19 protein-coding genes are annotated in these 26,244 nt (G+C 59.7%); 4 read left to right on the plus strand and 15 right to left on the minus strand.

The window, feature by feature from the left end; translation table 11 throughout:
- The 15 genes from CAF80_RS09000 to CAF80_RS09070 all read right to left on the minus strand — a co-directional run bounded on the left by CAF80_RS09000 (position 1) and on the right by CAF80_RS09070 (position 20,118).
- Positions 1-4,722, minus strand: a complete 4,722-nt coding sequence (locus CAF80_RS09000; protein ID WP_085667206.1) for an RHS repeat-associated core domain-containing protein — start codon at positions 4,720-4,722, stop codon at positions 1-3.
- On the minus strand, positions 4,719-7,625 hold the full coding sequence (locus CAF80_RS09005; protein WP_085667207.1) for a type VI secretion system tip protein VgrG: 2,907 nt from the start codon (positions 7,623-7,625) through the stop codon (positions 4,719-4,721). Before CAF80_RS09005 ends, CAF80_RS09000 begins: the two co-directional genes overlap by 4 nt.
- Before the next feature lie 124 nt (positions 7,626-7,749).
- The gene (locus tag CAF80_RS09010) at positions 7,750-8,265 is read right to left on the minus strand and encodes an Hcp family type VI secretion system effector (protein ID WP_007949952.1); all 516 of its coding nucleotides are present in this window, start codon (positions 8,263-8,265) and stop codon (positions 7,750-7,752) included.
- Positions 8,266-8,586: 321 nt separating this feature from the next.
- Complete coding sequence (gene catA, locus CAF80_RS09015; protein ID WP_085667208.1) at positions 8,587-9,501, minus strand: catechol 1,2-dioxygenase; 915 nt, start codon at positions 9,499-9,501, stop codon at positions 8,587-8,589.
- A 41-nt stretch (positions 9,502-9,542) separates the two neighbouring features.
- Positions 9,543-9,833: a muconolactone Delta-isomerase gene (catC, locus tag CAF80_RS09020; RefSeq protein ID WP_039771165.1), complete on the minus strand. Its 291-nt coding sequence runs from the start codon at positions 9,831-9,833 to the stop codon at positions 9,543-9,545.
- A gap of 18 nt (positions 9,834-9,851) precedes the next feature.
- Positions 9,852-10,973 (minus strand): muconate cycloisomerase family protein, encoded by a 1,122-nt coding sequence (locus CAF80_RS09025; protein ID WP_085667209.1) that lies wholly within the window; start codon positions 10,971-10,973, stop codon positions 9,852-9,854.
- A 22-nt stretch (positions 10,974-10,995) separates the two neighbouring features.
- Complete coding sequence (locus tag CAF80_RS09030; RefSeq protein WP_085667210.1) at positions 10,996-11,757, minus strand: 1,6-dihydroxycyclohexa-2,4-diene-1-carboxylate dehydrogenase; 762 nt, start codon at positions 11,755-11,757, stop codon at positions 10,996-10,998.
- 27 nt (positions 11,758-11,784) lie between these two features.
- A complete protein-coding gene (gene benC, locus CAF80_RS09035) occupies positions 11,785-12,792 on the minus strand; it encodes a benzoate 1,2-dioxygenase electron transfer component BenC (protein ID WP_039771159.1) in 1,008 nt (335 codons plus the stop codon).
- A gap of 46 nt (positions 12,793-12,838) precedes the next feature.
- On the minus strand, positions 12,839-13,327 hold the full coding sequence (benB, locus tag CAF80_RS09040) for a benzoate 1,2-dioxygenase small subunit (RefSeq protein WP_011333747.1): 489 nt from the start codon (positions 13,325-13,327) through the stop codon (positions 12,839-12,841).
- Positions 13,327-14,682, minus strand: a complete 1,356-nt coding sequence (benA, locus tag CAF80_RS09045; protein WP_085667211.1) for a benzoate 1,2-dioxygenase large subunit — start codon at positions 14,680-14,682, stop codon at positions 13,327-13,329. The genes benB and benA overlap by 1 nt, the downstream gene beginning before the upstream one ends.
- A 141-nt stretch (positions 14,683-14,823) precedes the next feature.
- Positions 14,824-15,780: an AraC family transcriptional regulator gene (locus tag CAF80_RS09050; protein WP_085667212.1), complete on the minus strand. Its 957-nt coding sequence runs from the start codon at positions 15,778-15,780 to the stop codon at positions 14,824-14,826.
- Positions 15,781-15,986: 206 nt separating this feature from the next.
- Positions 15,987-16,358 (minus strand): fe2+ zn2+ uptake regulation protein, encoded by a 372-nt coding sequence (locus CAF80_RS09055; protein WP_074690768.1) that lies wholly within the window; start codon positions 16,356-16,358, stop codon positions 15,987-15,989.
- Between the two features lie 90 nt (positions 16,359-16,448).
- Positions 16,449-18,653, minus strand: a complete 2,205-nt coding sequence (locus tag CAF80_RS09060; RefSeq protein WP_074690767.1) for a TonB-dependent siderophore receptor — start codon at positions 18,651-18,653, stop codon at positions 16,449-16,451.
- 160 nt (positions 18,654-18,813) lie between these two features.
- The gene (locus CAF80_RS09065) at positions 18,814-19,215 is read right to left on the minus strand and encodes a ParB N-terminal domain-containing protein (protein WP_085667213.1); all 402 of its coding nucleotides are present in this window, start codon (positions 19,213-19,215) and stop codon (positions 18,814-18,816) included.
- A gap of 15 nt (positions 19,216-19,230) precedes the next feature.
- Entirely contained in the window at positions 19,231-20,118 is an 888-nt protein-coding gene (locus CAF80_RS09070) for a CoA ester lyase (RefSeq protein ID WP_052266598.1), read from the minus strand.
- A gap of 588 nt (positions 20,119-20,706) precedes the next feature.
- On the opposite strand from CAF80_RS09070, the gene CAF80_RS09075 reads away from it, so the two are divergent.
- From CAF80_RS09075 to CAF80_RS09090, 4 genes are read left to right on the plus strand one after another with little or no spacing between them, the layout of a single operon-like run.
- A complete protein-coding gene (locus CAF80_RS09075) occupies positions 20,707-22,101 on the plus strand; it encodes a Y4yA family PLP-dependent enzyme (protein ID WP_085667214.1) in 1,395 nt (464 codons plus the stop codon).
- 14 nt (positions 22,102-22,115) lie between these two features.
- Positions 22,116-23,159, plus strand: a complete 1,044-nt coding sequence (locus CAF80_RS09080) for a PLP-dependent cysteine synthase family protein (protein ID WP_039771145.1) — start codon at positions 22,116-22,118, stop codon at positions 23,157-23,159.
- A 28-nt stretch (positions 23,160-23,187) separates the two neighbouring features.
- The gene (locus CAF80_RS09085; protein ID WP_085667215.1) at positions 23,188-24,336 is read left to right on the plus strand and encodes an NAD/NADP-dependent octopine/nopaline dehydrogenase family protein; all 1,149 of its coding nucleotides are present in this window, start codon (positions 23,188-23,190) and stop codon (positions 24,334-24,336) included.
- 45 nt (positions 24,337-24,381) lie between these two features.
- Positions 24,382-26,235 (plus strand): IucA/IucC family siderophore biosynthesis protein, encoded by a 1,854-nt coding sequence (locus tag CAF80_RS09090; RefSeq protein WP_074690763.1) that lies wholly within the window; start codon positions 24,382-24,384, stop codon positions 26,233-26,235.
- Positions 26,236-26,244: the final 9 nt, after the last annotated feature.

Below are 26,244 nucleotides of genomic sequence, written 5' to 3' on the forward strand. Positions count from 1 at the left end.
TCACTTATCCAGAAATTTACGGCACTTGGCATACGCCAGCATTTCTTGCATTGCTTCATTGTACTTTCTGGGTTGTCCGACCTGAGTGGCTACACGGCGCACATCTCTGATCTCCATCGCCATTGCACCTCTCATGTCTCCCACTTCGATTTTTGACTGAACCTGAGCTCGATAGGCTTTTCCGGGATTACCCTGGTGGCCGTGACTCATTGTTTGGCTATGGTCATAGGGCTCCATTTGTATTGCTGGCCCCTGGCTTCTCTTAATCGGACTGGTGCTGTCTGCCGGCATGTGATGCGACTCGATCCCCGAGGCCGTGGTGCCTCCGTAAGATCCACCTCTGAATGGCCCGGTTCCTTCAGGGTTGCCTTTCTTCAGATCGGCACACGGACATCTTGCCAAGCCTAGCGGGTCAATCCAGCCCAGTGGACTCGGCGCATATACAAAGAGGTTCAACCCACCGTCATAACCGATGGGATCTTTGCTGATGAAGCGTCCAATCAACGGATCGTAATAACGATAACGATTGTAATGCAGCCCCGTTTCATGATCGTGATATTGCCCCTGGAAGCGAATCGGGTTGCCAATACCCTGTTGCTGCGCCAATGGCGAACGCTGCTCAGACACGCTCCCCCATGCCTTGTACTGAGCGCTCCAGGCTATTTCGCCATTCTGGTCGGTCAACTCCAGAGGCGTCCCCATTCGGTCGCATTGATACCAACTCAACACGTCGATTGGCAGTGCCACAGGTACGTGATTCCACAGCGGGTCGTCCTCCAATTGATACTCGCCGCTGAAGTCAGGCTGCCCCATCAGAATGATTGGCTGGTGTCGCAAAGCTTGCGCAACCGGAATGTAAGTACCCGGCTCATAGATGTAATGCACCGTGCGTCCGGGATCACCATCCAGCAGAGCCGGACTGCTCTCCCAGGCCAGCGTATCGCCGTCCCAGCCATACAATGTGAAACCACAACCCGACTCTCGCTGCTTGCGGACAAACTCATTGTCGTTCCACTGTGATCCGGCTTCAGGCCGCCGCTTGAAATGCGCAGTCGAGTTCTTGTAAAGGCGGCGTCCCAATACATCGTAGGCATACTCGACTTCCAGTCGGGCATCATCAAAGTGAACCAAACGGTCGAACAAATCCCAGCGCATTCTGGCGATACTGCCGTTGTGCCAGCGCTGTATCAGATTGCCTCGATCATCGTATTCATAGTGGGTACCCGAGTACTCGCGCAGCAGGTTGTCCACCCGCTTGCTACGCATCGGGTCCTGATCCAGAGGTCGGCGCATCTGTTCAACCGGCTCATCAAGCAAGTTACCGGCAGGATCAAAGGCGAAAGTTTCCACACCCTGTCGACTCGCCGCCTTGATCAGGCGCCCCACCGGATCGTACTGATACGTCAGCGGCCCGCGTCGCGTGTCGTTGAGAAGGATCAGTTGGCCCGCAGGATCATATTGATATTCACGCTTGAGCAACGTGCGCTTGTCATCGCTGCGACCCAACAATTGCTCCTGCAACTGCCCAGCCGGGTCCCACTTCTGCGTCTGCAATAAATGGTTGCCCTGATGACGGGCGATTTCGCGATGCAGATCATCACGCTCCCAGGCCAGCAACTCGTGGTCATCCACTTTCAATCCCAGCAAGTGCCCGCTGCCGTAGGTCATCCAACTGACTCTTTGGCCATCCGGACGCACAGTCGCTACTCGCTGATTCAGGGCATCGTATTCATGTTGCCAGACTGCGATCCGAGGCTGCTCCAGACTCAGATAATGCTGATGTTCACGCAGCAGGTTGCCCGCCGGATCGTGGAACCACTGCAAGCGACTGTGATCATTTTCAGCCAGTGTCATATTGCCGTTGCCATCGTAGGCAAATGTTTCACTTTGTACCTGTTCGCCCAGACTCGCACGGCGCTCTATCAGACGGCCCATCAGGTCGAATTGGAAAGCCACTCGCCGCTCGCCATCAAGCTTGCTGCTCAAACGACCTGATTCAGTGTCGTACTGGTAGCGCGTAATATGGCCGTCGAAACCTGTTTCCTCCAATAACCGCCCCATCGGATCGTAGTGAAAATGGGCGCTACGCTCATTTTCGTTCTCCAAAGCGGTCAAACGACCGAGACGGTCCCAGCGATAGCGCAACGTTTGCTCAGCCGCATCCACTCGCTCGGCGATAAGGCCGGCGGCGCTGTAGTTCCAGGTGGTGCAGCGGTTCAGGCCGTCGACATGGGCCAACAGTCGCCCTTCGGCATCGCGACTGAAACGCTCCTCAGACTTGTCCGGATGCCTGATCAACACCAGTTGACCTGCCACGTACTCATACTCGGTGCTTTGCCCTGCCGCATCGGTAAAGCAAATCAACTGACCCAGGCCGTTGTACTCCCAGGTACTGGTTTTGCCGGAACAATCGGTGTACCCGGTCAACTGACCGGCATCGTTGTATTCGAATTTCTTCTCTGCTCCGTTAGCATCCTTGACGGTCTCCGGATAGCCGGCAGATGTGTAGGTGTACTCCGTCTTGTTACCCAGAGGATCGACAGCTTCCACAAGATTGCCGCTGTCGTCATAAGCTCTGGTCCACTGTCCGCCCTCTGCATCACTAACCTTGATCAGTTGGTCCAGATCATCGTATGCGTAATGCACTACGGTGTTATCGGCACGGATGTGTTCGAGAAGATTGCCACGCTCGTCGTAGCTGAACCGATCAACGCTTCCATCGGTGTGGACATGTCGCACGACATTTTTGGCCTCATCGCGGAACAACCATTCCGAACGCTCATCCGGATGACGGATACGGTACGTGTAGCCAAGAATGTCGTAGTAGTGCCAGGTCTCATTGCCGTGAGCGTCAGTGACGTAGGTCAGACGAATGTTTTCGTCCCACTCAAGTCGAGTATCGAAGCTTCCATCATCCGCCCATTCACGAATCGCTTTGGCATCGGAGCCGTCCCCCTGCCATTGCAAATTCATGCCCCGCCCGGTCCGGTCGGTGTATCGCGTGATCAGATGGCTGCGGAATTCATAATTCCAGGCATAACCGTTTTCATCCCGTGCCTGAACCAGATCGCCCAACGCATCATAGTGATAGGCACACAGTTGGCGCTGAGGAATGCCATCGGCGATCTCCCACAAACCTGTCAGACGTCCGTGGTCATCGATCAGTGTTCCGAGTTGTAGATGAACCTTTGTAACGTCCCCCTGATAGGTGAGCAGGTCAGAGAGCACCGGCTCATCACCATGCATGTGCTCATAGTGCAGCATGATTCCGGCACCGCTACGCAGCTCGATGCCGGCGAGCAGAAAGCGTGCCCCACGACGCACGTAGGTCTCCTTTCGCTCGACGCCGCGGCACAGCAGCAATTGATTTTCACCTGAGCGAATCAGAGTCAGGTTTTCAATCGGGTCATGATGGGCTTCGCCGACTTTGGGCAACGCAAACTCATGACTTCGGCCATCGGCCGCATGAAAGACCAACCCGTCATCCACATAATCGAAACGAGTGGTGAACTCGTTGATCCAGCGAGCACCCAGGCTGCCTTTGTCGTAGGCCTCCAGATTCGAGTAATAAGTACGGTTCCAGACGACGGGAAACGGGCCCGGCAAACGGAAATCCGTGTGGGTGATGGTTTCCGTGCCGCGTGCAAAGCTGATGTTTCTTTTCGTGCCTGTCGGGACGCGATTCTTGCAATCACTGGCATCAGAACGGGCTCGAGCCTGGCTTTGCTGCAACTCCAGTTGGCCTTTGCCGGCGCGTTGTTCTGCCTTGCTCGTGGCCCCCGGTTTGACACTGGCGGCCTGACCATGAGAGCGACGTTTGCGCCAAGTTACTACAGAGCCCGCCAACATCTGCAACAGCCAGCCGATGGAATGCTGAACGCCTGGGTCACCAAGCTTTTTCATCTGGGATTGCAGCTCCACCCCCAGCGTGCGAAGCATCGATGTGTTGCTCAGTACCAGAGCCTTGGCTTTCTCCGGCAGCAAGTTCTTGGCGGCACTGTTGGCAACGCCTTTGCCTGCAGCTTTGTAGGCACTGAAAGCGGCACCGAAAATGTTGCTGATAGCCGCCTTGGGGTCATGCAACAACTGACCGCGCGCCGCCGTGATTTTCGAACCGGCCGCATTGAGGTCTCCCTTCGCATCGAGCTTGCCGTTGACCACCTTTTCCAGGCCCTTGGCGATCTCGTTCACCACGCTTTGACCCAGTTTTCCAGCGTCGTCGAGAATGCCCGCCAGTTTGGGTTGTGCCTGTTTGACGAAGTCATCGATGGTGCCGACGATGGTCGCGTTCAGATGCCCGATCAACACTTCAATCAGAGAGTCCCCCAGCAGCATCTTGGCGCTGTTACGCAGCTCCTGACGCACCAACCCCAGGGTCGGGCGTAGTGTCATGCGCGCAGAAGCCATGGTCGGTGGCGCAGGCAATACACCAATCAGGTTGATACCCAGGCTGACCCAATCCAGCACCTGACGCTGTTTGCTTTTGGCCAGGGTGACGATGTCTCCAAGGGCATCAACCAACGCCATGATGTTGCCCACGACAGGAAGAGCACCCGCGACGTTCTTGACCCGATCGAGTGTGACGACACCGCCGCTGATAGACTGCAACCAGGCATCGAATTTGGCAGCGCCGCGTCCAACATCCTGAATATCGATCGTGTTGAGTGGCACCACCGCGACTTGCGGCTCACGCTGTTTCGCACCACCGCCCCCAGTTGTCATGACAGCACCTCACCCGCCAGCAATTCCGGAGTTTTCAAAGAAGGTTTTGGAAGTGTCGGCGTTGGCAGACTCGGCAACTTGCCCGCCTTGCTCGCCGCCCCGAGAATCCCCGACGCACTCGGCATTGCCGCACTCGCCAGTTTCGGCAGCCCGGCCCCTCCGCCCTGCATCACGCCTTTCACCTGCTGCGCCGTTTGCATCGCACCTTGCGCGGTCTGCACGGCGCCCATCCCTGTTTTCGCCATGTCCTTGCCCTTCTCCAACATGTCCCAGTTCTTGCTTGGCAGCACCTGCGCCACCATGGCCTGCACCTGGCTCGGAATGTCTTCGGCCCCCGGCGGATTCAACGGCCATTCCGGTTTGCCGATGTAACTGCCTTCGCTCCAGGTGTCCGCCGGATCCTGGCCGAACAGCACCCGCGCCGGGCCTGGTGCGGCGCCGGCAACGCTGGCGAACCCCTTCGCGTCGAGCTTGCCCTTGATGCTTTTGCCCAGCGCATCGATGACTTCGTAGTCGCCGTCCTTGATGCCCTGACGCCCGGCGTACTGGTTGAACAGCTCCAGATTGCCCTTGCCCGGTTTCGGTGGTTCCGGGAACACACCGGCCAGGGATTTCGCCCCGGTGTAGGCGAAGTTCGCCGCGTGGGCGGTGTACGGGCCGCTGGTGGCGTGGGTGATGCCGCCGGCGTTGTAGGTCGTGGCGCTGCCGCCACCCTGGATCACCAGTTCGGTCTTGGCGGTGATGGTGATGCGGTCGGCGTTGGCGGTGATGTTGAGTTTGGCCAGCAGGTTGATGCTGTCCTTGAGCGCCTTGACGTCGATGTCGCCGGACGCTGCGACCAGACGCCAACCCATGCTTTGCACGAACAGACGCATGCCACGGCTGGCGCTGGCCAGCAGGCGTTTGCCGATGGAAAAACTGGTGTGCCCGGTACTGCTCAGCGCCAGGTGTTCGCCGGTGGCTATGTGGCTGGAGCGCGGGGTGGTCAGGGCGATGCCGGCGGGACTGGCGAGTACCAGATGCGGCTCGGTGAACTCGGGAAATTCGTTGGCGGTGAGGTTCGCCGGGCCACTGCCGAGTACGCCTTGATGCTGCGCGTGCAAGGCCTTGGCCACGTCGTCCTGATCGCCCGCTTCCTGGGCCTGAAGCTCTTTGGCTTGTGTGGCGAAACCGTCCTGTTGGTCGCTGGCGGTGGCCAGGCGCTCGGCGGTTTCCGGCAGGTCCTTGTGGTGTTTCGATTCGTTCGGACGCGGTTCGGTGGTGATCAGCAGACCGGCTCCGGCACGCACGGCGCCGTGGCGGTCGGTTCTTAACTCAAAACCTTCACCCCGAGGCTGACCGCCGCTTGGGCGCGGGTGGGTCAGGTAACCAAGGTTGATCGCGCTCGCGCCGTGATCGCTGCGCAGCGCGATGCTGATCTCGCTGGTGGTGTCGTCGATGCGCAGTTCGTTGGCGCGGCTGCCCTTGTATTCCTTGCTCTTGACCGTGGCCAGGGTCTTGAAGTCCGGCAACTTGTAGGGCGGCAGGTTGGCGCCGTGGTACAGGCAACCGGTGATCAGCGGCTGGTCGGGATCGCCTTCGAGGAAGGTGATCAACACTTCCATGCCGACCCGCGGAATGTTGATCGAACCAAAGGTTTCGGCGGCCCAACTGGAGGCCACGCGCATCCAGCAGGTGGTCTTGTCGTCGTGCTGGCCTTCGCGGTCCCAGAAGAACTGCACCTTCACCCGGCCGTACTGGTCGCAGAAAATTTCTTCGCCTTCGGGACCGGTGACCACGGCGCTTTGCGAACCGAGGACTTTGGGTTTCGGGTGGTCCAGCGGCGGACGGTACGGCACGTCCCACGGGATCGCGTTGAAGCGGTTGCGATAACCCTGATGGAAATCGTCTTTGTTGTCCGTGGTGTCGCTGGTCACCGACTCTTCCAGCACTTGCGGCTGCTTGCCTTCGTGGAAGATTTCGGTGAGCAGCCACAGGTCGTTCCACGTCGGATTGGCGTGGTCGGTCAGGGCCAGAAAATGCCCGGTGACCAGAATCGGCTGATCACTGTTGCCCTCGGCCAGGCGATAGTCGCTGCGGTGGCGTTCGAGGTTGCGGTTGGCCAGGTGCTTGCCACGCTCGCGATCCACGAAACGGCCTGGGTAATCGTAGTCTTCCAGGTCCGGCTGGGCGCTGCTCTTGGCGTCGCTTTCCAGCTCGATCTTCGGTTTGACGAAGTCGTAATCGCGGCGCGTGGTACGGCTGGTGCGGGTGGCCAGGCGCAGGCCGAAACGCTTGACCACCGGTTGGTCCGCCACCAGCCCGGAGTCCTGCTGATAGGCCACCGGCGCCAGTTTCGGGAACACCGTCTGGTCATCGCCGAAGGTCAGTTTGTGGCCGCTGGACGTGTGCTGGAAGTGGTAGTGAATACCCTCTTCTTCGCACAGGCGCTGGACGAAATGCAGGTCCGATTCGTCGTACTGCGTGCAGTAGATCCGCTCGGGATACACCGCACTCAACTGGAAGTGGTAATCGCTGGCCAGAATGCCGTGCTCTTCCAGCACCTGACTGATGATCTGCTGCACCGTCATCTGCTGGAAGATGCGCTGGTTGAAGCGGTGCGCCAGGTACGAAAGCTGCGGTCGCAACGAGATTTTGTAGCGGGTCAGGCGCTTGCCCGCCTCGCCCTGGGCGATGCTGTAGATCAGCCCGTGGATCCCGGTGCCGCTCGGCGACAGTTGAAGAAACGCCAGTTTGTGCAGCAGGCTTTCGAGGTTGATCGAGGCCTTTTCGCTGACCAGTTCCAGCTCGAATTCGAAGGGCGTGTTGAGGGCTTCTCGACCGGTGAACGACAGCACCTGAAAATCGCTGTCCGCGCCATCGATGGTCAGATTGAAATGGGGCTGGTTGGCCGGTGAGAACATTCCCTTGTCCCTCGCACAGTGCTGCGACGCCGTCAGATCGCTAAGGATCTGGCGGAAAAAATCTTTAAAAACTCATGATCTCGGCCAGCAGCGCTGGCCGAGACGGTACAACCATCAGCCGCGATTAAACGACTGGAGCACGCCAGTCATCGGAACCCGAAGTACCGGAGACTTCGTGGGTCCAGGTGATTTTGCGGTAGGTGAACTGCACTTCTTCCAGGTGGGTGAAGTGCGCGTTGCCTGGATCCTGGCAGTTGTGCATCTTGTTGTTGATGGCGACGATGATCGCGTCTTCCAGTTTGGTGGTGTAGTAGTGCTCTTGGGTGCCTTGCGCCGAAGTGCGGTACCACTGGATAACGATTTCGCTCATGCGCTCGCCGGAAGTCAGAGCCGCTTGCAGCAGAGGCGAAGCCTTGTCGTAGACCTTGGTGATCACAACTGGCTTGTGCACGCGCTGACCGGTTGGCTGACCGGATTGCGGGTCACGCGGGATAATCACGTCGTGGGTGAAAGCCTGAACCATGACCTGGTCTTCGTGGCCTTCCTGATAGGTGTTGCCAACGGAGTCGGCGGTGAAGGCGCCGGCAGTGATCAGGCCTTGTTTTTCGCCGGTAACCGACATGTACGCTGGTGTTGCCATGGGGTGTGCTCCTTGCTCAAAAGACAGGACCGGACGGCGTGATTGCCTGCCCGGGTGGCCAAGGAGTTATCAAAAGTCGTGCCAGCCGTATCAGGGCTTTTACCCATCAAAGACTTACGACGTTTACGTGAGATTCGTTCGATTTTGGCTGTAGGAAACAGGGAAAAAGTGCGCAAGAAGTTGCGCAATGCTGTGCAACTTCTTGCGCACTTGGCTGGAGGCCTTGATCTGCGAGGCCTCCAGCTATTTTCACCGTGATTTTATTACGGATTACTGCGCAACTTTTTGCGCAGTTCCGCCAATGCGAACAGAACTGCGGAATCAGTACTCCTGCAACGCCCGTGGTCGTTGACTGCGCTGCTGCGCCGCCGCATCCGGCGCCTGCTGCAACTGAAAGTCGAACTTCAATTCGGCTCGACGTCCCGCTGCATCCTCCAGAAATTCGACCTCCCCGACCAACCCTTCACGGGTCGCATACGCAAAGTCATCCCACAGATACTTGTCCCCGGACAGATTGATCTGCGTCGTAAGGTGCCGATGCCCCGGTGCAGAAATGAAGAAGTGAATATGAGCCGGGCGCTGGCCGTGGCGGCCGAGCAGGTCGAGGCATTCCTGGGTCGGGCCTTGCGGGTCGCAGCCATAACCGGAGGGCACGATGCTGCGGGCGCGATAGCGGCCTTCAGCATCGGTGATGATCCGCCGGCGCAGGTTGTATTCGGACTGGCTCTGGTCGAAGAACGAGTAAGTACCTTTGGTGTTGGCGTGCCACAGGTCGACCGTGGCGCCGACCAGCGGCTGGCCCTGCGGATCGAACACCTGGCCTTCGAGCAACATCAGCGTGGCGACGCCCTCCTCGCTGCCGTCGTCCATCCGGCATTCACCTTCGTACAGCGGCGCGCCGGCCACGTACAACGGGCCTTCGATGGTGCGCGGCGTGCCGCCGGTCAAGCCGATCTGCGCATCCTTGGCGTCCTGCAGCAGGTCGAGGAAATGTTCGAGGCCGAGACCGGCCACCAGCAACCCGGCTTCCGAGCGGCCGCCCAGGCGGTTGAGGTAATCGACGGCTTTCCAGAATTCGTCTTCGCTGATCTCAACGTCTTCGATGATCCGGGCGGTGTCCTGCAACACTCGCAGGACGATGGTTTTCAGACGCGAGCTGCCGCCATCGTTGGCGAAACCGGCGGCTTCTTCGAAGAATTTTTGCAGTTCGGCAGTGTGGGCAATCTTCACGGTCATGGTGTTCACCTCATCTTGTTGTTGTGGGGTCGGGTCCGGGCTCAGCGGTCGTCGGTGTGGATCGACGAGGGGTGGCGGCAGAGGCCGTCGATCTCGATGTCCATGTAGGGAAACAGCGGCAACAGCATCAGGGTGTCGTGCAGCGCTTCGACGCTGGGCACGTCGAACACGCTGTAATTGGCGTAGTGCCCGGCGATGCGCCAGAGATGGCGCCACTGGCCTTCGCGTTGCAGGCGCTGGGCGAGTTCCTTTTCGTCGGCCTTGAGCTTTGTGGCAACGGCCGGGTCCATGTCGGCGGGCAATTTCACGGTCATTTTTACGTGGAACAGCATGGCGTTCTCCTTAGGGAATCAGTGCCGGCGAAAACGCGCCAGACGCTCTTCATCCAGCGTCAGGCCCAGGCCCGGGGTGCGTGGAATGTGCAGGTGAAAGTCGCGGTACTGCAGGCGCTCGGTGACGATGTCTTCGGTCAGCAACAGCGGGCCGAACAGCTCGGTGTCCCAGGTCAACTGCCTGAGCGTGAGGAACGCATGGGCCGAGGCCAGCGTGCCGACGGAGCCTTCGAGCATGGTGCCGCCGTACAAAGCGATGCCGGCGGCTTCGGCGATTTGCGCGGTGCGCAACACGGCGCGCGGGCCGCCGTTCTTGGCGATCTTCAGGGCGAAGACGCTGGCGGCGCCGTCGGCGGCGAGGCTGAACGCATCCTCGACGCTTTCAATGGATTCGTCGGCCATGATCGGCGCCGGGCTGCGCTGGTTCAGGCGAATCTGCCCGGAACGATTGACCCGCGAGATCGGCTGCTCGATCAGGTCGATGCCGTTGTCGCCGAGCACCTGACAGCCACGAATCGCCTGGGATTCGTCCCAGTACTGGTTGACGTCGACCCGCACACTGGCGCGCTCACCCAGGGCTTTTTTGATCGCCACCACGTGCTTCAGATCCTGCTCCAGCGGGTTGGCGCCGATTTTCAGTTTGAAGATCCGGTGTCGCCGCGCTTCCAGCATTTGTTCGGCTTCGGCGATGTCACGGGCGGTGTCGCCGCTGGCCAGGGTCCACGCCACTTCGAGGCTGTCGCGAACCCGGCCGCCAAGCAGTTCGCTCACGGGCAGACCGAGACGTTTGCCTTGGGCATCGAGCAAGGCGCTCTCGATGCCGGACTTGGCGAAGGTGTTGCCCTTGGCGATCTTGTCGAGTTTCTGCATCGCGGCGTTGATGTTGTCCGCGTCCATGCCGATCAGCGCCGGCGCCAGGTGCGCGTCGAGGTTGGCCTTGATGCTTTCCGGGCTTTCGTAGCCGTAGGCCAGACCGCCAATGGTGGTGGCTTCGCCGATGCCTTCGATACCGTCACTGCAACGCAGGCGCAGGATCACCAGCGTCTGGTTCTGCATCGTGTGCATCGCCAGTTTGTGCGGGCGGATGGTCGGCAGGTCGACGATGACCGCCGACAGGTTTTCAATCAGGATCCGGTTCATTTCAGTGTCCATTCAAGCGTGATCAACCGAGGTCACCGCCACCGACCGGCAGGGTCACACCGGTGATGTAGGAGGCGTCGTCCGAGGCGAGAAACAGAATCGCACCGACCTGTTCGTCAATGGTTCCGTAACGTTTCATCAGGCTGCTATCGAGGGTTTGCGCGACGATTTCCTGATACCAGGCCTGCTCCTGCGCGGACTGTTCGGCGGCGTTACGCGGGATGCGCCGGGGCGGCGCTTCGGTGCCGCCGGGCGCGGTGGCGTTGACCCGAATCCCGCGCTCGGCATTTTCGAAGGCCAGGCAGGCGGTCAGTGCGTTGATCCCGCCCTTCGCCGCGCCATATGGAACGCGGTTCAGGCTGCGGGTCGCAATCGACGACACATTGACGATCGCGCCACGCCCCTGCTTGAGCATGTGCGGCAATGCGGCGTGGCAGCACCACAGCGTCGGGAACAGCGAGCGGCGCACTTCGGCCTCGATCTGCTCGACTTCGTAGTGCTCGAACGGCTTGGCCCAGATGGTGCCGCCGACGTTGTTGACCAGCACATCCAGGCGCCCGAACGCATCGACGGATGCCCTCATCACCCGCGCACAATCGGCGTATTGCTCGAGGTCGGCGGTCAGCGACAGCACGCCCTCGCCTTGCAGTTCGTGAACCAGTTCGGAGCGGTCGACAGCAATCACCTGCGCGCCCTCCTCCAGCAAGCGCTCGCACACCCGGCGACCGATGCCCTGCGCCGCGCCGGTGACCAGCGCGACCTTGTTGGCGAATCTGTTGTTCATGACAACCTCGCAATTCAAAAAGAAGACTCAGGCCGCCGCGAATTTCTCGTAGTAGAAGTTCGCCGGCGTGATGCCCTGCTCGCGGATGTACTGGCTGACGGCCTCGACCATCGGCGGCGGACCGCACAGGTACACGTCGACATCGCCTTCGTTGAGGTGTCGCGGCTCGATGTGCTGGGTGACATAACCCTTGAGCGGGTGCTGACTCTGCGGATTGGCCACGCAGGCGCCGAAGCTGAAATTCGGGATGCGCGCGGCGAAGGCTTCGAGGCGGTCGAGTTCCACCAGATCGAAATCGTTGGTCACGCCGTAGATCAGGTGAACTGGATGCTCGCTGCCCTGCTCGGCGATCTTCTCCAGCATCGCCGTGAAAGGCGCCAGCCCGGTGCCGCCCGCCAACAGCAACAACGGCCGCTTGATCTCGCGCAGGTAAAAACTGCCCAGCGGCCCGGCCAGATTCAGGCTGTCGCCGGCCTTGGCCAGCCCGGTGAGGAAGCTGCTCATCAGGCCGCCGGGGACATTGCGGATCAGGAAACTGACCTCGCCGTTCTTCTGCAACGAGCTGAAGGAATAGGCGCGGGATTGCTCGCTGCCCGGCACTTGCAGGTTGACGTACTGACCGGGCAGGAACGCCAGTTTGCTCAGGGATTCGCCCTTGAGCGACAGCGCGATGGTGCTTTCGGAGAGCTGCCGGACATCGCTGATCGCCGCCTGATAACTCGCCTGTTCGGTCTTGCACACCTGCGAGCCCACCGGCACCCGCACCACGCAATCGCTTTCGGCGCGCATCTGGCAGGTCAGGACGTAACCCTGGGCCAGTTCGTCTTCACTCAGGGCGTCTTCGATGAAGTTGTCGCCCATGGCGTAACGCCCGGCCTCGGCGAAACATTTGCAGGTGCCGCAGGCGCCGTCGCGGCAGTCCAGCGGGATGTTGATGCCTTGGCGATACGCCGCGTCGGCAACGGTTTCGTGGCCCGAGGCCTCGATGAAACGGGTGACCCCGTCTTCGAAATTCAGTGCGATCTGGAAACTCATGGTGCACCTCGCTCACAGCGTCGAGCCCGGCTCGCCGCCGTCTCGATCAGATGTGGTAGATGTCGATGACCTGACGGACGTAATCGTTCTTCAGCACGACTTTCTTGGCCTTGATCAGCGGCTGTTCGCCGCGCAGGTCGAGGGTGTAGAAGCTGGTGCCGAAATAACTGTCGGTGACCTGATAGCGAAAGCTCAGGGTGTGCCAGTTGAAGCGCACCTGACATTGCCCTTCGCCCTGCTCGACGATCTCGATGTTGCTGAGGTTGTGCGAGGTGCGAGTGTCGGGGATGGTCGCGCTGGAGCGCTCGGTCTTGATCCGGAACACCCGGTCTTCGAGGCCGCCACGGTTGCCATACCAGATCAACGAGATTTCGCTTTGCGGGTCTTCGGTCAGGGTGTCGTGGTCGTCCCAGGCCGGCATCCAGAAACTGGCGTCGGCGGCGTAGAGTTCCAGCCACTGATCCCATTGGCCGTCGTCGAGGTAGCGTGCTTCGCGGTAGAGGAAGTCGCGCACGGTGTCGTAGAGGTTGCTCATCACACAGCCTCCACAGGGATCAGGTTTTTATCGCTGGCGGCGGCCTTGAGCATGGTTTCCTGCCAGTACTTGTGTTGCAGCACGAACAGGCCTTCGTCCTCGGTGCGCATGCCGGACAGCAAGGGCTTGAGGTCGATTTCCTCGGCCGCCGCGTCCGCGCCTTCGACCCAATGGGTCGCGCCACGGGACATGTCGTTCCAGCCGCGTCCGGCGCCGTAACCGGTCTGGCACGAGCGGAATTCTTCGAGATCATCCGGGGTGGCCATGCCGCTGACGTTGAAGAAGTCTTCGTACTGGCGGATACGCTTGGCCCGGGCCTCCGCGCTCTCGCCCTTGGGCGCGATGCAATAGATGGTGATCTCGGTCTTGTCGACGGAGATCGGCCGGGCGATGCGGATCTGCGAGCTGAACTGATCCATCAGGTACACGTTGGGGTACAGGCACAGGTTGCGCGAGTTCTCGATCATCCAGTCGGCGCGGGCCTGGCCGAAGTCCCGGGCCAGTTCATCACGACGCTCGTAGGCCGGACGATCCTCGGGGTTGGCCCAGCGGGTCCAGAGCAGCAGATGGCCGTGGTCGAACGAGTAGAAACCGCCGCCCTTCTTCGCCCAACTGCCGGCGCTCATGGTCTTGATTTCTTCACCGGCGTCACGCTGCTGACGCTGGTTCTGGGTAGCGGCGTAGTTCCAGTGCACGGAGCTGACGTGATAGCCGTCGGCACCATTTTCGGCGGTGAGTTTCCAGTTGCCTTCATAGATGTAGGAGCTGGAACCGCGCAGCACTTCCAGACCTTCAGGGGACTGATCGACGATCATGTCGATGATCTTGGCCGACTCGCCCAGATGCTCGACGAGGGTTTTCACATCGGCATTCAGGCTGCCGAACAGAAAGCCGCGATAGGACTCGAAACGCGCGACTTTGGTGAGGTCGTGGGAGCCTTCGCAGTTGAAGCCTTCGGGGTAGCCGGCTTCGCTCGGATCCTTGACCTTGAGCAGTTTGCCGCTGTTGTTGAACGTCCAGCCGTGGAACGGGCAGGTATAGCTGGAACGGTTGCCGGACTTGTGCCGGCAAAGCATCGCGCCGCGATGGCTGCACGCATTGAGAAAGGCATTGAGTTCACCGGCCTTGTTGCGGGCGATGAACACGGGCTGGCGACCCATGGTGGTAGTCAGAAAATCGTTGGCGTTGGGGATCTGGCTTTCGTGGGCGAGGTAGATCCAGTTGCCTTCGAAGATGTGCGCCATCTCCAGTTCGAACAGCCGCGGATCGGTGAACATCTCCCGCTTGCAGCGGTAGGCCCCCTTTTCGGGGTCCTCTTCAAGCATGGCATTGAGATAGTCGATTCCCAGGGACATGGCCGGGGCCTCCATTGTTATTGTTCAGGCCAGGTCAGATTAGGGAGGCAACGCGGGCGGCAATATCCGAATCCTGCAGAGCGCTATCCGTTTTGTGCAGGACGGCGCAGCAGGTGCTTCAGATTGTTTCGAGGCGGGACTTCAGTGGCGGCGCTTGAAGGTCACGGACGGCAATTCGCCGAACTGCTGGCGGTAGCTTTCGGAGAAACGCCCGAGGTGCAGGAAGCCGTAGTCGAGCGCCAGTTCGGTGAGGTTGCGCACCGGGCAGCTCGGATCATTGAGGCAGGCATGAATGCGTTCCAGCTTGCGCTGGCGGATGTACTGCATCGGGGTCACGCCGAGCTGGCGTTCGAACAGCGCGTACAGGGAGCGCGAGCTCATGTTTGCCTGGGCCGCCAGGTGTTCGGCGGGCAGATCCAGCTTCAGGTTGCGCTCTATATAGTCGAGGATCCGCTCGAAACTGACGCTCGGCGAACTCAGGCATTCACGGCTGACGTTGGTGTTCATCAGCGAGATCAGTTTGCTACCGACGATCTGCGCATAATGCTCCTGCACCCGCAGCAACGGGTCGCTGGCTTCAGCTTCCTGGCAGATCATGCCCAGCAGATTGGTAAAGCCTTCCAGTTCGTCGAGCCGGTAATGATTGCGCAGAAACCGGATGCCGCGGGCAGGATGCAGCCAGCGCTGTTCGTCGCACACCGATTCCAGCACGCTGACCGGCACCTTGAGGATGAACTTCTCGCAATCGTCGGAATAAGTCAGGTCCACCGGATCGTCCGGGTTGATCAGCAGCAATTCGCCCGGCACCAGATGATGCTCGCGCTTGTGCCCGCGCCACAGGCAGTTGCCTTGCAGCAGGACTTGCAGGTGATAGACCGTTTCCAGTGCAAGTGAAGTGACGCGAACGCTGCCGCCATAGCTGATGCGGCACAGATCGAGGTCGGCGAGTTTGCGGTGGTTGAGGCTGGCTTGCGGGTGGGTGGTTTTGGACAGGCCGATGAAATGCTGGCCGACGTGCTGGTTCACATAGTCGGAGACGGCATACGGGTCAGCGTGGCGAAACACGCTGCTGCGGTCGCTCAGCAGGCGGCTGTCCATGGGCAAGGTACTCGATCTTGTCGTTATGGTGATGGTCACGGTTTACGCCATCACCGGTCACAGTACGCCGGCGTGCCGGATCGGGCAATTGGACGAAGGTTTGGCTGTCCGCTGATCGAACGCTTTCAGCGAATCAGAATTGACGGCCCCCAACGAAAAAACCACCTGCGAACAGGTGGTTTGATCTGGCCGGCACACCCGATCACTCAGCGATCGGCATGCTGTTCCAGCATCGCATAGGCCTCGCCGGTGAAACGGTAGCTTTTGTCGGGCTGAAACACGATGACGCCCTCCTCGCACAAACGCTTGAGCACTTCCCTGACGCTGATGAACTGAATGCCGCTGACAAATGCCTGCAGATACCCATGCACCCCGCGCCCGCCAACGGCGCGTCCTTCCCGTGTGGCAACCAGCAAGGCATCGATCACCTTGATCCGGATCAGGCTGGTGCGCAGCCCGTAATAATGCAGCAGCTCACGGATATGCTCGTTGGTACTGCGCTCGAAATCGAAGGCTCGCTGGACTTTCGGGATCGGCAATGGCGTACCAGAGGAAGTCGATGCCGGGCTGGTTAACATTCGAATACTCCTTTTCCTTGAAGGCTCTGTGATCAACCGCTGTGCGTAGCTCTATATATAAGAAGGCGCACCCGACAGTGCGCCCCCGGATCAGAAGTCGACGGTCGCCGACAACTGCAACGTGCGTGGATAGCCCGGGGAGAAAGCGCCATAGGATGCCACACCCGACCAGTACTCGCGATCAAACACGTTCTGCACCGTGGCGCGGAATGTCGTTGGCCGACCTTCGATCTTGGTGGCGTAGCGAGCGCCGGCGTCGATGCGGGTCCAGGAAGGCAGTTCCTGGGTGTTGGCCTGATTGACGTATTGGCTGTCGGTGTAGATCGCGCCGCCGGTCAGAGTGAAACCTTCGACCCACGGTGTGTCCCACTCGGCCCAGAGGTTGGCCTGGACATCCGGCACGCCCACCGGTTTGTTGCCACGGTTGGCGGCGGTGGCCGAATCCGTCAGTTCGCCATCGAGCAAGGTCACGCCGCCCATCAGGCGGGTGCCCGGCGCCACTTCACCGAACATGCTCAGCTCGACACCACGGTTGCGTTGTTCGGCCTGCACCGAGAACACGTTGCCGGCGCCGATTTCGCCGCTCGGCTTCTCGATCTGGAACAGCGCCAGAGTGGTCATGAACGTGCCGTGTTCGTACTTGACGCCGATTTCGTGCTGCCTGGATTTGTAGGGTGCGAAGGTTTCACCGGAGTTCGCCGCCGTGCCCGGAGCGATATCACCTTTGCTCAGGCCTTCGACGTAGTTGTAGTACAGCGAAACGTCTTCCCACGGTTTGACCACCACGCCTGCCAACGGCGTCGTCGCGTTGTCGTCGTAACGGGAGCTGACCGCACCCGAAGCATTGTAGTTACGCGATTCGATGTCCTGACGGCGCACGCCGAGGGTCAACTGGATCCGGTCATCGAGAAAGCCCAGGGTGTCGGTCAACGCGATGCCGGACAGTTCCGATTCGGAAATGCGCAGCACTTTCGGCGAGTTGATGTACTGCTTGGGCACGTCCACCGGGTGGTAGATGTTCGAGCGGATTTCCGTGCCGTTGTTGATGCCCCGGGACAACTCATCCTGATAACGGGTCGCCATGACCGTGGTCGTGTGGGTGACCGGGCCGGTGGCGAACAGCGCACGCATGCCCACGTCGGCCGTCGAACGGTCGACGTTGAATTTGTAATAGCCGGGGATGTTGCTGGTGTCGCCGGCGTCGTTGAGGATTCGCGGCACCTGGTCGGACATGCGCTTGACGTCGGAGCGGCCACCGCCGGCGTGGGCGAATACCGTCAGATTATCGTTGAGGTCATACTCGCCGCCGAGCAAGGCCGACTGCTCCTTGGTGTCCGACCAGCCCCAGTCCTGCGGCAGGTTGGTGCGGCCGTTCGGCGCCGATGGAATCTCGACGCCCGGTGCGATGGTGAACGGGCGCGACGCCGCCTCGAAGCTCTCTTTCTGGCTGATGAAATCCAGGTTCAGACGCAAGCGCTCGCCCTGGTAGTCGAGGGCGATTGCACCGATGTTGAGGTCCCTCTCCTGATCATCCACCGCAGTGTCGCCGCCCTGGAGGCTGCCATTGAAACGTACGCCGAACTGGTTTTCGTCACCGAAACGCCGACTGATGTCCAGGTGCCCGCCCACTTGCGAGTCCGACGCGTAACTGCCGGTGAAGCGGGTCAGGTCTTCGGCCAGCGGCCGTTTGGGTACGATGTTGATCACGCCGCCAACGCCACTGTTGGGCGAAATCCCGTACATCAGCGCGCCCGGCCCCTTGAGCACTTCGACGCGCTCGGCGTATTCGGTGAATACGCGATAGTTGGGCGCAACGCCGTACACACCGTCATAGGCCAGCTCGCCGAGGTTGCCCTCGCCTATCGCAAATCCCCGGATGAAAAACGAATCGACGATCCCGCCGGTCTGCCCGGTCGAGCGCACCGATGGGTCGCGTTCCAGTGCATCAGCCACGGTGACCGTTTGCAGATCCGCGAGGGTTTTGGCGGTGTAGCTGGTCACGCTGAACGGTGTGTCCATCACGTCTTTGTTGCCCATCATCCCCAGCCTTGCGCCTCGGGCGACCTGCCCTCCGGCGAGAACTTCCGGCAATGCGGTTGCGCCGTTGTAACGGGCGTTGACGTTGGTGGTGTCCAGCGTCAGCCCTTCGGTGGCGGCGGCGTCCTGTTGCTCGGGTTGCTTGGGGTCGGCTGCCCAGGCAGTGGCGCTTCCTGCGGCCAGGATAGAACTCAGCATCGCGGTGCGAATGGCCAGTGTGAGGGCGCGTTCACTGCAGGGTCGGCGTGCAACAGACATGACGATTGGGTCCTTCTCGAATGGCTGAAAATGGTAATGACTCCTATTTGCCAGTCGACAATCGAAAAAGTATCAGCGTGGCCGAATATTTTTTTGCGCGGATCGCCCGCAGGGGAAAACGCCGGAGGATGGGGCAGTGAAACCCACCCTCCGACGCCGATCAGTCATACAGGCAGTGCAGCGGGATGGAGACCAACGGCAGCGCGGGGTCGAACGCGTGGCGGGTGGTCTTGTACGGGAACAATTCGCCACGCTCGATGGTGGTGAAAATCTGCGCCACTTCGAACACTTGTCCGGTTTGCCAGTGGCGCACGCAGACACGTGGGTCGGCGTAGTCGAGCTGGATGCACGGCACCCGTTTCAATCCCAGTGCCCGCGCTGCGTTGAACCGGTGGTTGCCGTCCATCACGATGCCCCGGGAACGCTCGACGATGATCGGTTCCAGCCAATGCCCGGCCTGGATGATCGCCTCGCGCAGACGTTGCACGTTGAGCGGATCGACCTGCTCGGATTGCCGCACGTCGCACAGCGCACGCAAGGCAATCTGGTAACCATGTCCCATGCTTCACCCCCGGTTTCAGCAGGCATCCGCGTTGGCGACCAGCGCGTACTGGCTGGCCATGTCCCGCAGGCGCTGGGCCTGTTCGATGAGCGGCAGATCGACCATTTCGCCGTCGACCTGCACCGCGTGACTGCCCCCGGCCACCGCGTTCAGGACCCGATCCGCCCACGCCAGTTGGCGGGCGTTGGGCAGGAAGGCTTTCTGCACCGTAGTGATTTGCGAAGGATGGATACACAGCTTGGCGCCGAACCCCAGTGACCGGGCGTAACGCGAGTCGCGCTCGACCACCGCCATGTCGCTGATGGCCGGGGTCACGCCATCGATCGGCGCCGGTAACCCGGCCACCCGCGAAGCCAGCACGATGCGATTGCGGGCGAACAGAAACGCTTCGGGAATCTGGCTGCAATCGATGTCCAGGGAAAAATCCAGCGAACCGAATGCCAGCCGCGCCAACCCGGGAATCGCCGCAATCGCCTCGACCTGATGCAAGCCCTTGGCGGTCTCGATGATGGCGACGATCTGCAGCTCGGGGTTCCATTCCAGCAGTCGCCCGACGACATGGGACAGGCTCTCCGGGCATTCGGCCTTGGGCAGGAAAATCCCCGCGCAGCGCTCGGGGTAGCGCATATCGCCCAGCCACGTCATGTCCTGGCGAAACAGCGAACTGCCGACGCTGTTCAGCCGGATGTAACGCCGGCAGGCGGTTTCAGGCGTGCTCTGTTGCCAGGCCCAGATCGACGCCCGGGCCACGGCTTTGCTGTTCGGATGAACGGCATCTTCGAGGTCGAGAATGATCGCGTCCGGCCCGGCGTCGACCGCTTTGGAAAAACGCTCCGGGCGGTTGCCGGGAACGAACAGGTAGCTGATGGGAAGCGTAGCGTTGGTGCTGTGACGAACAGTCATCGGGACTCTCCTGAGCGTGCTTCAGTCGTGGGTTTTCAAAAAAAATTCGAACACCTGTTACAGGGGAAAAACCGGGTTGATTTCAGGCGCATTGAATCAATCGTCAACACCTTGAATAACAAGGCGTTAAGAGAATTTTTAATCAATACGCGAGCGCTTACTTGAGCAGGCGAACAAACGGCTTCGCACTCCCCTGTTGTGTGTGTTCATTCAAAAATATTTGAAAACCTTACTTGATAATCGTTCCCGTTCGCAATATTGTTCGAGCCGCTGACAGGGTCGAGACTCAAATCAAGACCTGCGATTTTGTTCACCGAAAGTTCGGCGCAATGATGTCATTTACATGTCAGGCAATGGCACTTCAAAAGCGACAAGGCCATATTTTATTGGCCTTCTCCTTGCCTGTCTGAGCCTTAAGGAGTGGGGTTCTCATGAAACAGATTTGTGAAAATTTTATGAAAGAACATGCCCCTTGTTTAATTCCAGAGCGGATCTGTCATCCGCCTCCACCTTTTTAAACATTCGTATCTGACGAGCAGCAAGAACACGCAACATACATATGGCGATTATTTACGCCAGAGGTTTCCTATGCCTGAATTAATTGCGCCGCCCGTTAAACACACAACTGAAGCTCATTACACAAAAGTGCTGAAACCGTTACTTGATCCTGTTATCGAAAACTTTCTTCAACATTCACCAGGAAAACTTGTTGAGCTTGTTAAACAACACGGATCGCCGCTGAATCTGGTGTGGCCACATGCCTTTGAGGCCAACGTCCAGGCGCTGCAATCGGTGCTGAAGAAGCACAACATTGACCATGAAATTTTCTACGGCGCCAAAGCCAACAAGTCCCAGTGCCTGCTCGCTGCGGCGGCGTCTTCGGGTATCGGCACTGACGTATCGAGCCTGTTTGAGTTGCAAGCTGCACTGCGCGCCGGGACCGAAGCGGAAAATTTGTGCGCAACCGGGCCGGCCAAAACCAACGCGTTTCATCAAGCGCTGGTGCAAGGCGGTTCGCTGATTTGTGTGGATTCCCGAGAGGAATTCAGCGAGCTAACAGCGTTGCTCGACACCTCGCCGCCACCGGCCAAAGCCCGGGTCCTGCTGCGTTACAGGCCAACAAATTGCTCGTCGAGCCGCTTCGGAATGGGCGCCGATGACGTGTTTCAGTGCCTGCAATGGCTGACGGAACATCGGGAGTCGTTGCACTTCGAAGGTTTCCATTTCCACCTCGGCGGATACGGCTACGAAACCCGGGCACAGGCCTTCCGTGAAGTGACCGGGTTCTTCGATGCCGCCAGGGAAATGGGCCTCGACCCGGTCATGATTGACATCGGTGGTGGCCTGCCGATGCGCTATGTCGACCCACGGCAGTACGACAGTTTTTTGCAGAACGACAACAACCCTGGTCATTATCAGAACCGTCGAGTACCCCACTCTTATTACCCTTATGGCAGCGGTCTGACGGCTTGCCAGTGGTTGGACTTATTCCTGACGTCGGAGCATTCCCCGGAAAAAACCATTGCCAGTTACTTGAAGAGTCAGAATATAAAACTGGCACTGGAGCCCGGCCGAAGTCTGGTGGATCAAGCGGCGATCACCGTCTTTCGCGTAACGCGCACCAAACAATTGGCCGACAACAAAGTTGTGATATTCGCCGAAGGCAGCAGTTTCAGCGCGTGCGAAACCTGGTTTTCATCTGAATACCTTGTCGATCCAATCCTGATCACTTCGAAAGAATCGAGACAAGTTCCGATGCAAGCCTACATCGCCGGACATAGTTGCCTGGATGATGACGTGATTACTCATCGATTGATCAACTTCGAAACAACACCGCAAACCGGCGATTTATTGATCTACGCCAATACCGCCGGTTATCAGATGGACTTGCTGGAAAACGAATTTCATCGCCACCCGTTGCCACGGCGACTGACGGCGACTTGTTGTACGGAAGGTAACTACGCATTCACACCTGACTATTAAGGGAAGACGTCCAGATGATACTGAATAAAGTTTCGGATCTTATTGGCAATACACCAATGTTGGGCATTGATGTTCCGGATACCAACGCTCGACTTTTGCTCAAGATAGAGAAGAACAACCCCGGCGGCAGCATTAAAGACCGTATGGCGCGCAACATGGTCTTGGCGGCGCTCAAGTCCGGAAAGTTGAAACCCGGTGGCGTGGTCGTGGAATCGTCCTCCGGCAATACCGGCATCGGCCTGGCAATGGCAGCCGTGGAGTTCGACCTGCATTTCATTGCGGTGGTCGATCACCATGCGGCGCAGGACAAGATCGCGGTGATGAAGGCACTGGGCGCCGAGATCCGCTTCGTCGCCGGCACGTACCGGGAAGACGAAGTGGCCGTGGTCGAGCGTCAACGGTTGGCCGCCGAACTCGCCTCGCAGATCCCCGGCGCGGTGTTCATGAACCAGTCCGACAACGCGGCCAATGCCGGCGGCTACAGCGACTTCGTCCGTGAAACCATCGCCCAGGCCGGTGGCCACATTGGCGCCTACGTCGGTTGCGTCGGCACCGGCGGCTCGATGACCGGCATTGCCCGTGGCCTGAAACTGCACAACCCGGACATCGTTACCGTCGCCGTCGAACCGGCCGGTTCCATCGTCTTCGGCCATCCCGGCTATCCGTACTACCAGTCGGGGACCGGCACCCCGGCCGGCGACACCGTTGGCCTGGTGCTCGACTACAGCTGCATCGACCTGGGCTTGCAGGTCACCGATTCTCAGGCCTTCGAAACCGCCCGCTACATCGCACGCAATCTGGCCCTGCTGGTCGGCGGTTCGACCGGCGGAGCGATCTTCAAGGCGCTGGAACTGATTCACAAAGGCACGCTGACCGGCAACGTTGTGGTGCCGATTGCCGATGGCGGCGAGAAGTACCTGCACACCGTGTTCGATGACAAATGGCTGGAAGAACGCGACCTGCTGGACCCGGACGTCGCCCCGCAACTGGACCGCTGGCTGGGCAAGACCCGCTGGCTGGAATCCGACGCCACTCCCCTGCAATTGAGCGTCGCCTGACGCGTCTCCCACACAGGAAAGTCTCTGTATGAAACCGCTGAAAGTCGCCATATGCGGCGCAGGCAGGACCGGGCATCTGAATGCCATCCTGTTTAAACAGTTGCCCAATGTTCAGGTTTCGATACTCACCAATAATCAAGAGGTGGTCGACCGGCACCTCGCCAACCAGCCGATGCAGGCGCTGATGCCGGACGGCTCGACGCTGAGCGCGCGACCGGACCGGGTCAGCACCGACGCCGGCGTCGTGGTTGCCGACGCCGACATCGTGATCATCACGGTGCCGGCTCACGCACGGCCGCAAGCCTTGCAAGCCATCGCGCCGCATTTGAGTTCGAGCAAACCGGTTTATGTCGGCGCGATCCCGGGTTTCTGCGGTTTTGACTGGCTGGCGGAAGCTTCGCTGGGCGAACGCTCCAATGTGGTGATCTGGGGCATGAAGGATGTGCCGCACACCGCGTTCGATCTGAAGCCTGGGGTGTCGGTCAAGATGGGCGGCGGCAAGAGCCAGTTGTATGTCGCGCTGCACGACCGCGAATCAGCGCAATCACGGCAGCACCTGGAAAAAATCCTCACCACGCTTTATGGCCCCTGCGTGACGATGCTCGACCACTACCTGGAAATCACCCTGACACCAGGCAACCCGATCATGCACAGCTCGGTGATCTACGGTTTGATCGGTCCTTACGGCCAATGGCATCGCAAGATCTTCCCGCAACGAATGTGCTGGTGGACCGAATGCCCCGAGCTGGGCGCCTATTTTCTGGAGCGCATGGATCAGGAAAGTCAGGAACTGTGCAGCGCGATCAGCCAGCGCATGGGCATCGACCTGTCATCGGTCAAATCCCTCAAGCAGGAAATCATCGAGGCCTATGGCGAGCAGATCCGCGATCAGAGCAGCATGCTGTCGATCCTGCGCACCAACCAGGCCTACAACGACATCCTCGCGCCAATGATTCCGGCCGACGACAACCGCGCCGGCTACGTGATCGAGCGCGAAAGCCGCGCCTTCAACGAAGACGTTGCCTACGGCCTCGTGCTGCTGGTGGAAATGGCCCGGCGCTTCGAACTGAAAGTCCCCTACATCGAAGAAGTCCTGCAATGGAGCGTTTCCTACATGCAGGGCCTGCGCGACTCGGCGCTCGACTACTTCCCCAGCCAATGGCCGCGCACCGCGTGAGCGGGTTCAACTTTTCATTAACTTCTCGACGAGCAGATAGCTGATATGGATGACTTCAAGACACTCATCGCCTACTCCCGCAAGAACGCCCTGCGACGGATGATCCGTTGCCTGTTTGCCGAAAACATTCTGGATCGCGCGGGCTTGCGCTTCTCTGAGGCCGGTAATGAGGCCACGTACGCGCTGAAAGACGGTCGTGCCCATGTGTTCTTTTCCAACATCGCCAAGGGCCCGGCCGATACCGTAGTCAATGACGGCGACGTGATCCTGATGACCGATGAAGGCGTACGCCAGGTGATCTACACCCATCATGACCTGCTGGATGTGCTGCGCGACAGCTTCGATTTCGAACCCACTGATGAAGGCATCGCCGGGCTCAAGTCGGACATGGAAAACAGCCTGATGAACGACGCCCACGCGCGTCAGCATCGCCAGCAATGGAACGCTCGACTGGCCGCCGCCGCCCGGGAACAGGGCCTCGACAGCCTGACCGATTACCTGCGCCAGCACGCAAGCACCAAGGACGCCGCGATCCTTCTCGACCAGTGGGGCTCGCTGGAAGGTCACCCCTACTATCCGACCTGGAAAGCGCGACCGGGCCTCAGCGATGAGGAAGTCGAGCAACTGTCACCGGAGTTCAACGCCCAGGTGCCGCTGCGCATTGCCGCGCTGCGGGCCGACATGGCGAAAAGCGAAAGCATGCCTCACGTCAGCGATTACCACAGCTGGTTCGCCAGTAACTTCCCAACGCAATGGGCGCAATGGAAGGCGTCGCTCAACGACAAGGGCCTGGACGAATCCCAGTGGTTGCCGCTACCGATTCACTCATGGCATTTGCAGGCTTACGTGCTGAAAAACTTTGCGGCGGAAATTGCAGAAGGCATTCTCATCACCGACGGTCCGGACATCCAGACCCTGCCGACCATGTCCTACCGCACGATGATGCCGGTGCTCAAGGAGAGCGCGCCGCTGATCAAGTTGCCGATTGCCGTGTGGATGACCAGCGAGCTGCGCAGCCTGCAAGCCAAGTCGATTCACATGGGGCCACGCATCAGCACCGTCATCACGAAGATCCTCGAGGTCGAAAACGGTTTCGAGCAACGCCTGGAAATCTTCCCGGAGGAGATCGGCTTGCGTTACAAGCACGCGATCACTCAGGACGACCATCCCGGCCGGCATCTGTCGGTGGTGTTCCGTGCCAGCCAGCAAGCGTTCGAGCGTAACGACGATTGTCTGCCGATCACCGTGGCTTCTCTGTTCACTCGCTTGCCGGGCAACGGTCGACCACTGTTCACCGAGCTGATCGAGCGCGACGGCGTTCGGGCCAATGCCGCTCAGGTGGAAGACTGGTTCCGTCAGTACGCCAAAGTGGTCACTCATCCGGTAGTGGCGATCTACCTGATGTACGGGATCGGGCTCGAAGCGCACCAGCAGAACACGATGGTGCTGTTTTCCCCGGATGGCAAAGCACGTAGTCTGCTGATCCGCGATTTCGGCGATGGCAGGACCTACGCGCCATTATTGGAGGGACGCGGCTACACCCTGCAACCGCATGTGCAGCCGGGCATTCTGCCAACGGTGTTCGAGGGCGATATCGAGCCGGTGCGCATGTTCGTGCTCGACGCAGCCTTCCTCACGCACCTGCATGAAATGGCCCTGTGGCTGACCAAGGAGTACGCGCTGGACAACAACCGGATGTGGGGCATTCTGCGTGAAGAAACCGAGCAGGCGTTCGCAGCGGTGCGCGAGCGTGTTGCGCCGGATCTATGGGAAGTCGAACGCAAGGCCTTCCTCAATGATCCATGGCCGACCCGTTCGTTGCTGCGCATGCACATGATGCAGTATTCCAACTACCGGATTCAGCACACGCTGACCAACCCGCTCAATGTCGTTCAATAACCGAGGCTG

This window comes from Pseudomonas sp. B34(2017) (assembly GCF_002112915.1).
Classification (GTDB): Bacteria; Pseudomonadota; Gammaproteobacteria; order Pseudomonadales; family Pseudomonadaceae; genus Aquipseudomonas; species Aquipseudomonas pharyngis.